General features: G+C 67.8%; 4 protein-coding genes and 3 pseudogenes. 4 read left to right on the plus strand and 3 right to left on the minus strand.

Annotated features, from left to right (window positions below):
• Positions 1-58: 58 nt before the first annotated feature.
• A complete protein-coding gene (locus ACIRP7_RS45450; protein WP_403672915.1) occupies positions 59-1537 on the minus strand; it encodes a hypothetical protein in 1479 nt (492 codons plus the stop codon).
• A 163-nt stretch (positions 1538-1700) separates the two neighbouring features.
• Between ACIRP7_RS45450 and ACIRP7_RS45455 the strand changes: the two genes are divergently transcribed.
• From ACIRP7_RS45455 to ACIRP7_RS45465, 3 genes and pseudogenes are all read left to right on the plus strand, one after another.
• The gene (locus tag ACIRP7_RS45455) at positions 1701-2114 is read left to right on the plus strand and encodes a hypothetical protein (RefSeq protein ID WP_403672918.1); all 414 of its coding nucleotides are present in this window, start codon (positions 1701-1703) and stop codon (positions 2112-2114) included.
• Positions 2099-3103: a hypothetical protein gene (locus tag ACIRP7_RS45460; protein WP_403672920.1), complete on the plus strand. Its 1005-nt coding sequence runs from the start codon at positions 2099-2101 to the stop codon at positions 3101-3103. The genes ACIRP7_RS45455 and ACIRP7_RS45460 overlap by 16 nt, the downstream gene beginning before the upstream one ends.
• Before the next feature lie 457 nt (positions 3104-3560).
• Positions 3561-4088 (plus strand): annotated as a pseudogene (locus ACIRP7_RS45465) (DNA polymerase III subunit alpha); the annotation flags it as partial.
• A gap of 141 nt (positions 4089-4229) precedes the next feature.
• On the opposite strand, the pseudogene ACIRP7_RS45470 reads toward ACIRP7_RS45465, so the two are convergent.
• Together ACIRP7_RS45470 and ACIRP7_RS45475 are read right to left on the minus strand one after the other, a co-directional pair.
• Positions 4230-4529: pseudogene (locus tag ACIRP7_RS45470) on the minus strand (LysR family transcriptional regulator); the annotation flags it as partial.
• Between the two features lie 111 nt (positions 4530-4640).
• Positions 4641-5891 carry an IS701 family transposase gene (locus ACIRP7_RS45475; RefSeq protein WP_403672923.1) on the minus strand — a complete coding sequence of 417 codons (1251 nt, stop codon included), beginning with the start codon at positions 5889-5891 and terminating at the stop codon, positions 4641-4643.
• A gap of 157 nt (positions 5892-6048) precedes the next feature.
• Here ACIRP7_RS45475 and ACIRP7_RS45480 point away from each other — a divergent pair.
• A pseudogene (locus ACIRP7_RS45480) lies at positions 6049-6703 on the plus strand (hypothetical protein); the annotation flags it as partial.

A 6703-nucleotide genomic window follows, 5' to 3' on the forward strand; every position in this document is an offset into this window, starting at 1 on the left:
CCGGCGAGTACTTACTGGGTGGCGCCACTTCTTCCTCGTTTCCTTGTTCAGGACAACCCTATTGGGTGCCCGTCCGGAAACTTCGTGGCCCCTCAAGGACAATGGCGTCGTCCAGGGGGACGCGGTCTTGAGTGCGCTCGTATCGATCCAGGAGACACAGGCCCAAACTGGAGCGAAAAGTCGCGGCCTGGGTGCTGTCGTCGGCCATGGCCCCGATCGCGTCGCGGAGGAGGTCGACTGCCTCGTCGAGGGCCGCGCCGTCTCCGGTTCGTTCGAACCGATGGCGCAGGGTCTGGCCCAAGGAGCCCAGGTGTAGGGGGAGTGGCGAGGTCTGGGCCTGGACGCAGCGGCGGAACGCTGTCACTGCCGCGTTGAGATCGTTCAGGTCGCCGGCCAGCTCATAACGTGCATGCAGTGCGCTTCCCCACAGGTGCATCTGGGCCGGCCAGCCGGGTGTGTCGTGCGGCAATTTCTCGACCAGCGGCGCGGTGAGCCGAACCGCTTCTTCTACATCGGCGGGTTGCCCGCCACTGCTGAAGCGCATCAAGTGGGCATGGGCGAGGCTGGAGGCGACGATGCCTTCGGGATCCGGGACCAGCCCTCTCCTCGCGACCGTGATCATCTCCTCCAGGTCCCGTGCATCACCGGTGCGTTCGTATCGCGCGGCAAGGCAGCGGCACAGTGCGTAGACCCGATCGGTGGTGGCCTGTTGAGCGAGCGGTGTGGCGTCCAGTGCCGCTCTGAGGATCGCGAGGGCACTGTCGAGGCGGTTGCGGGCCTGGGTCTGTTCGAACCGCTGGAGAAGGCGTAGTCCGAGCTGGAAGAGGACGTCAGGCTGGGCCTGCTCGACCGGCCCGACGCCGACGGTTTGCTCCAGCAGGGCGGCGGCGTCGGTCAAGTCTCTTTCCGAGCCGCTGGCGTTGTGGCGGGTGAGCAGGGCGCTGGCCAGTTCGTACAGGTGTCGAGGGTTGCTGCCGCCGCTCGCCGCGGCAGCGTCGCGGACCTTGGTGAACTGGGTGATGCTCTCCTCCAGGAGCGCCGGGTCGCGCTGCAGCTCGAAGCCGCGCATCAACGCCACGCCGAGGAGGCTTCGGTAATTCTGCTGGCCCTCGTGATAGTTGTCCGGCACGGCTGCGACGATGCGTCGCCACAGCCGGATGACCGCGGCGATCGTTTCCGGGTTTGGCAGGTCGAGCGCCTGGTTCAACAGGTCGGCCGCTGGCGTCACGGACGCCACGGCGATGCTGGGCAGCAGTTCGGGAATCGGCTCGATCTCCGCCAGGAAGCACGGTACGAGGAGCTCGACACAGCGGCGAAGTTCCTCGTCACCACGCCTCTCCGGCAGCGCCTGGTAGCGGAACCAGTGCAGATAGCCGAGGGAAATGTAGGCGTCCATCGACGCCGTGGGGCCGAGGGTCTTGGCCAACCGGCGAGCTTCCTTCAGGGCTTTGCGCTCGAGCGCCGCCGCGGGACTGCGCTCGCGAGCTATCCTGGCCAGGCGTAACTGCACGGTGCGCAGAGCATCCTCGTCCGTCACCCGTGAAACCCCCGAAAGTCGGAGTGAACCAGGATTTCAGGATAGTCGCCGGTGCACTATATGGATGGCCTTCGGGTTGAGGGGTTGTTGGTAGGCCCTACGCTGTGGGTAGTTGCGCGAGGTGGGATGAGCGTGCCGACGCGGCGGCAGTTCGGGGACGGGGATGACACAAGAAGGCGAACACAACGGGCAGCCGACACGCACGGCGGAGATCGCCGACGGCCTTGCTGCCGTTTGCGGCCAACTGGACGAGCTGCGCGCCTTTTTCGACGCTGTGGGCGCTTCCGCGGTCCTGCACCGCTTGCTCGACCAAGTGCGCGCCGGTGAAGACGTGACGGAGTCCCTGGATGCCGTGCACGCGACGCTCCTACGGAACGGCGACGCCGTCGGTATTTACGGTTCCTCCAGTCGAGGCCTGGGATCGCGCCCACTGGATCTCGCCGCCGCCCGCCCCGCCGAGGTCGTCTTCCTCTGCCCGCACCGGCGCTGCGCCCGGCTGTGGTGGCCCGACGCCTCCGCTGGAGAGACTCCGTGTTGCGCGATCAGCGGAGCGGGACTGCGGTGGGAGCGACTCTGACCATGGGCGCCCTTCTCGGTGAGATCGGCAAACAGCTCGCGCAACGCTGGGCGGCCTCACTGGTGTTGCCGGGAATGCTCTTCCTCGCTGCCATGTTGGCCTCCTGGAACCTCGGGCACACGCATCCGTTCGACGCCGGTCGACTCACAGCGGCCTTCGACCACTGGGCCGCCGCACCGGCGTTGAACACCACCGGGGGGCTCGTGCTCATCCTGATGGTCGTGTTCGTGGCCGCCGGTGCCGTGGGCATCATGGTCCAGGGCATCGGCCTGGTGACGGAACGTATCTGGCTTGCCGTGGCCTGGGAGAGCTGGCCCTCGCCGCTGCGTCGTGTGGGTGCTCAGCAGGTCGCGCGGCGCCGGAGGCAGTGGGAGGCTGCGGCGACTGCCTACCGGGAGGAGCGCGACCGGGCCGCCCGCTGCCGAAGCCTCGCCGCTCTGGCCCAACGGGACGCACTACAGCCGCCCCCTGCTCTCGGCGTCGCACCCACGCTGGCGGAGCGGCGCCGCAGGCTTGTGCGGATCGCGCCCGAGCTCCCCGTCCAGCCCACCTGGATGGGGGACAGGATCCACGCCGTGACGCTCACCCTCGATCGCGAGTTCTCCCTCGACCTCCCCTCCGTGTGGCCCTACCTCTGGCTCACACTGCCCGATGCCACGCGCGCCGAGATGACCGCAACGCGCGAGGCACTTGGCCGAGCGGCGACGCTGGCCGCCTGGGGGCTGCTCTATCTGGTGGCCGGGGCGCTGTGGTGGCCGTCAGCAGTGGTCGGGGTGCTTGTCTACGTGACTGCATGGCGCCGAGCCCGTGGCGCCGCTGAAGGGTACGCCCTGCTCCTGGAAGCCGCCGCGCGCCTCCACACCCGCGAGGTCGCGCACCAACTCGGCCTGCAAACCGACACCATGCTGAACCGCCAGACGGGCTGGGCCCTGACCTGCCTGGTACAGGGCCGCAGCGACCTGATTCCGCTGACCGACGACGCGCTGTGACCGAACGCTCACAGCCACGCAGATCATCGAACCGCGGCCGGACGACTATTTGTGTCTGCCCAGAACCGACGTCGGGCCACTTGGGCGAGCCGTCTTCACCCCAGCGCCTGAACATCATCGCTCGCCCGCTGCTCAGCGGATCTGGACTGTGGCCAGTTCCAGTGCAGCCGGTCAGTACGGAAAGGACAGGAAAAAGAGACGTTGTCGGCGGGACATCGTGTGAGACAGCCGACAACGGCACTGGTCAGCCTCGTTCCTAAGGACACAGTGAACGAGAACCTACACCGCCTGTAGGTTCGCCTTTCGTGCGTCCCATCCCTCCAGCCAACCGCCACTCGCTCAAGCGGTCTGTGCGCTCCTCACAATGTGGACAGAGGCAACCAGGTGAACTCAGTTGAGACAGTTGGGAAGGTCCCGGTCGTCACAACGGAAGGGGCCATTCCAAATGCGGCCTACAGTCCGCGAGCTCGGCATCCGGGTGGCCGCCCGCGGCTCCGGCGCCGGCAGCATGGTCAACCACACGCTCGGCATCGCCACCGCCAACCCCCTCGACTTCCACCTGCTCATGGAGCGGTTCTTGTCGGTGCGCCGCGCAAGCCTGCCGGACATCGACATCGACGTTGAATCCGCCCGCCGGCTCGAGGTCTACGACCGCATCATCGAACGCTTCGGCACCGAACGCGTCGCCGTCACCGGCATGCCCGAGACCTACCGTGCCCGCCACGCCCTTCGTGACACCGGGCTTGCCCTGGGTATCGCGCCCCACTACGTGGACCGGATCGCCAAGTCCTTCCCGCACATCCGGGCCGCCGACATCACTGCCGCGCTCGCCGAACTCCCCGAACTGCGCAAGCTCGCCAGCGAGGCCGGCCGCTACCGGCTGCTGTTCGAACTCGCCGAAGGCCTCGACGCCCTCCCACGCGGACTGGCCATGCACCCCTGCGGCGTCATCGTCTCCGACGCCTGGCTCAAAGCCCACTACCCGGCGTTCCTGCTGGCCGGCCTCCTCGAACACGACTCCGGCATGGATCCTGCTGGCTTATTCAGTCACGCGGCGAGGGAGAGTCCGGTAGTGACTGCGTCGATCAGTGCCTGGAGCTCGGAGGGTAGACCATGGGCTCGGGTGTCAGGCGTCTTCGCGGTAGAGGTCAGTGAGCAGGGCGACGGCGGCGTGGGTGGCCGGGTGGGGGTCCTGTCGGCCCCAGATGAGGTGGACGGGGACAGGGACAGCGTCGCGCAGGGGGCGATAAGTGATGCCGTCGCGGCGGTACTGGGCGACGGTGGCCTGCGGGGTGACGCCGACAGAGCGACCGGCGGCAATCGTGGCGAGCCAGTCGAGGACGTCGCGGGTGTACTCCACGGCAGGTCGGGCGTCTTCGGACCACAGTTTCAAGGTGGTGGTGCCGGTTCGGCGGTCCACCACTAGTAGTGCTTGGTCAGGTCTGTATGGGTGTGGGTATGTCGCGGCGGCAGGTCGGGCAGGCGCCGGTCCAGAGGGCGAGGAGTGTCTGTAGCTCGCGGATGACCTGGTAGAGGCTCAGGCCGGCGCCGCGTCTTTTGGGGCCCGGGCCAGTCGTTGCAGGGTGCAGAAGGCGTGGGCGACGGAGACGAGGGTGACGTGGTGGTGCCAGCCGTTCCAGGTGCGGCCCTCGAAGTGGGCAAGTCCCAGGGCCTGTTTCATCTCCCGGTAGTCGTGCTCGATGCGCCAGCGGAGTTTGGCGAGGCGGACCATTGTGGTCAGGGGCATGCCGGAGGGCAGGTCGGACAGCCAGTACTGCACCGGCTCGCTCTGATCGGCCGGCCATTCGCCAGCAGCCAGCACACGGGCAGTTCCGGTCCGTCGGCGTGCTGGCGGACCTCGCGTCCGGCAGGCCGGATGCGCAGGGCCACGAAGCGGGAGTACATCCGCTTCACGCCGGAGCGGCCGGTGCCGGGCCGGGAACCCTCCCGCCACTGCACCGGCCTGGCCGCCTTCCGTCCCGCCGCGATGACCAGTTCCTTCACCGAGCGTGGCTTGTCGGGATACTTCGCCACCGGCGTGGCGTCCCATCCCGGAGTACGGCTCGGCCACCGGCACCGCGTCGGCGCTCTGGGCGCAGAGCGTGGAGGAGATCCCCACCACGTAGTTCAGGCCACGCTCCTGCAGTCCGTGCCGGAACGCGGCGGCGTCGCCGTATCCGGCGTCCGCGATGGCCAGCGGCACCTCGAGTCCCCAGGAGCGGGTCTCATCCAGCATGTCCAGGGCCAGCTGCCACTTCTCCACATGGCCGACATCGTCCGGGATGCCGCAGGTCGCACGTCGGGCGACCTTGTCCGCATCGGCCTTCGGCGAAGCCGGATCCCAGGTCTGGGGCAGGAACAACCGCCAGTTGACCGCCGTGGAGGCGGTCTCGGACGCGAGGTGGAGCGAGACGCCGACCTGGCAGTTGGTGACCTTGCCCGCGGTGCCGGTGTACTGCCGCGACACACACGCCGACGCGCTCCCGTCCTTGAGGAACCCGGTGTCGTCGAAGATGAGGGCGTCGGGCCCGATCGCCTCCTCCATCCGCCAGGCGAGCTGGGCCCGGATGTGAGCCGCATCCCAGGGGCTGGTGGTGATGAAGTTGGCCAAAGCCTGCCGGTTCCCGTCCTCCCCGAGCCGGGCGGCCATCGGCTCGACCGACTTACGCTGCCCGTCGGTCAGCAGCCCCCGCAGATACACCTGCCCCCACCGGCGCTGATCCTTGCGCGCAAACGGCTCGAACACCTCCGCCGCGAACATCTCCAACTCGCCACGCACCGCAGTCATCTCGTCCGGAGTCACACACCCCCAACGCCACACTCGGCCCGAAGGACACGCACCACCACAACCGACCTGACCAAGCCCTACTAGAGGCAGGGATGAAATCGCCAGCATCGGTGTGCGCCGAGCGCCACCCATCGCGTCGGAGCGCAATGCCGTGCTCATGCCCGCCCTCGACAAGCCTGGGTTCATCTCCACCGTGCGAGAGTGGCACAAAGCGGTGAGAGACGCCGCGGCGGTGAACGAACCGCTGGTGGATGTGGGGTTCCTGGCGCCGATCACCGACGACCAATTTGACTTCACGGTTTCGTCGCCGGTGGCGGGGACCCTGCTCTTCATCGACCGGCAGGCAGGGGAAACGGTCGATGCCGATGTACAGCTCGCGGTCATCGGTGCGGCGCCAAAGCCTCCACAGGGCTTCACTGTCGAGTTCGAGTACACCATCGTGAGCTTCGGCCGTCCCTGGTGGGACGAGGTGTTCCTAGCAGCAGGCAACTGGACGGTGCCCGGCTTCCGGCGCGGGGAAATCGCCAGCGGCAGCGTGCCGCAGGTCGCGGCCTCCGCGATCACTCTTATCACGACGAGCATGGTCGTAGTCCGCAACCTGCGGATCACCACAAACTGGGACGACGACGAGCGGGATCAGCTGGCCAGCGGGGCGCTCAACCTCGGCCCCTTCAGCCTGGGCGGGGCGGACGTGGAAGGCGAGACGAAGAAGGCCCCCTACATCGCCGTCATCAAGACCAACCAGCCCACCGCCTACGCCCAACTCGCCGCCCTGCCCTGGACCTCGATCAAGGTCCAGCACACCGCCTCCG

The sequence above is a fragment of the Streptomyces sp. NPDC102270 genome (assembly GCF_044766405.1).
Classification (GTDB): Bacteria; Actinomycetota; Actinomycetes; order Streptomycetales; family Streptomycetaceae; genus Streptomyces.